This window comes from Shewanella sp. KT0246 (assembly GCF_019654955.1).
GTDB classification, from domain to species: Bacteria; Pseudomonadota; Gammaproteobacteria; order Enterobacterales; family Shewanellaceae; genus Shewanella; species Shewanella goraebulensis.
On the sequence record NZ_BPEV01000131.1, the window covers coordinates 1 to 529 of the forward strand.

Annotated in this window: 1 pseudogene; it reads right to left on the bottom strand. The window is 49.7% G+C overall.

Going from position 1 to position 529, the window contains the following annotated elements:
• Positions 1 to 529, bottom strand: a pseudogene (locus K5Q58_RS20795) (exodeoxyribonuclease V subunit alpha); the annotation flags it as partial.

Here is a 529-nt window from a genome sequence, read left to right on the forward strand (position 1 = left end):
TGGGCTCGGTAACCGAGCGGGTAACACCTTGAGTAAGCTGCCATCGGCTTGAATAAAGTGCGCCATTAAGCGGCCACTTTGGCTACTGCAATCGGGCAGAATAAGGCCAATATCACCGTTAAATAGCCCTAGGTTATAATCATTGCTCTGAATGATAATCGGACGCCCAGCATAAAACTCTTGTTCTGGCTGGATTAAACCTCTGGCAGCGAGCGCCGTAGTGACACTTTGGTTAATCCCCTCAACGCCGTATTCACCTGCGCGCATGGCGCATAAAATACGGTATTGGTTAAAACTGTCGATGATCTTATCGGCATCGATCTCACCCTGAGACATGGCTGCTAGGTAGACGCCGTACTGCTCGACACTTTGTTCGAGTAGACTGTCGAGTCCTTTATTGTCAAATGAGCTGCTGCCATGACTCGTATTGGCAGCATGTTCAATCCAAAGCAGTTCTTGATAACCTGACTGCCAAACCTCAGCGATACGCGGCAAGTTAGCATGGTTGACTGCCGTTGCGAGTTGGCCG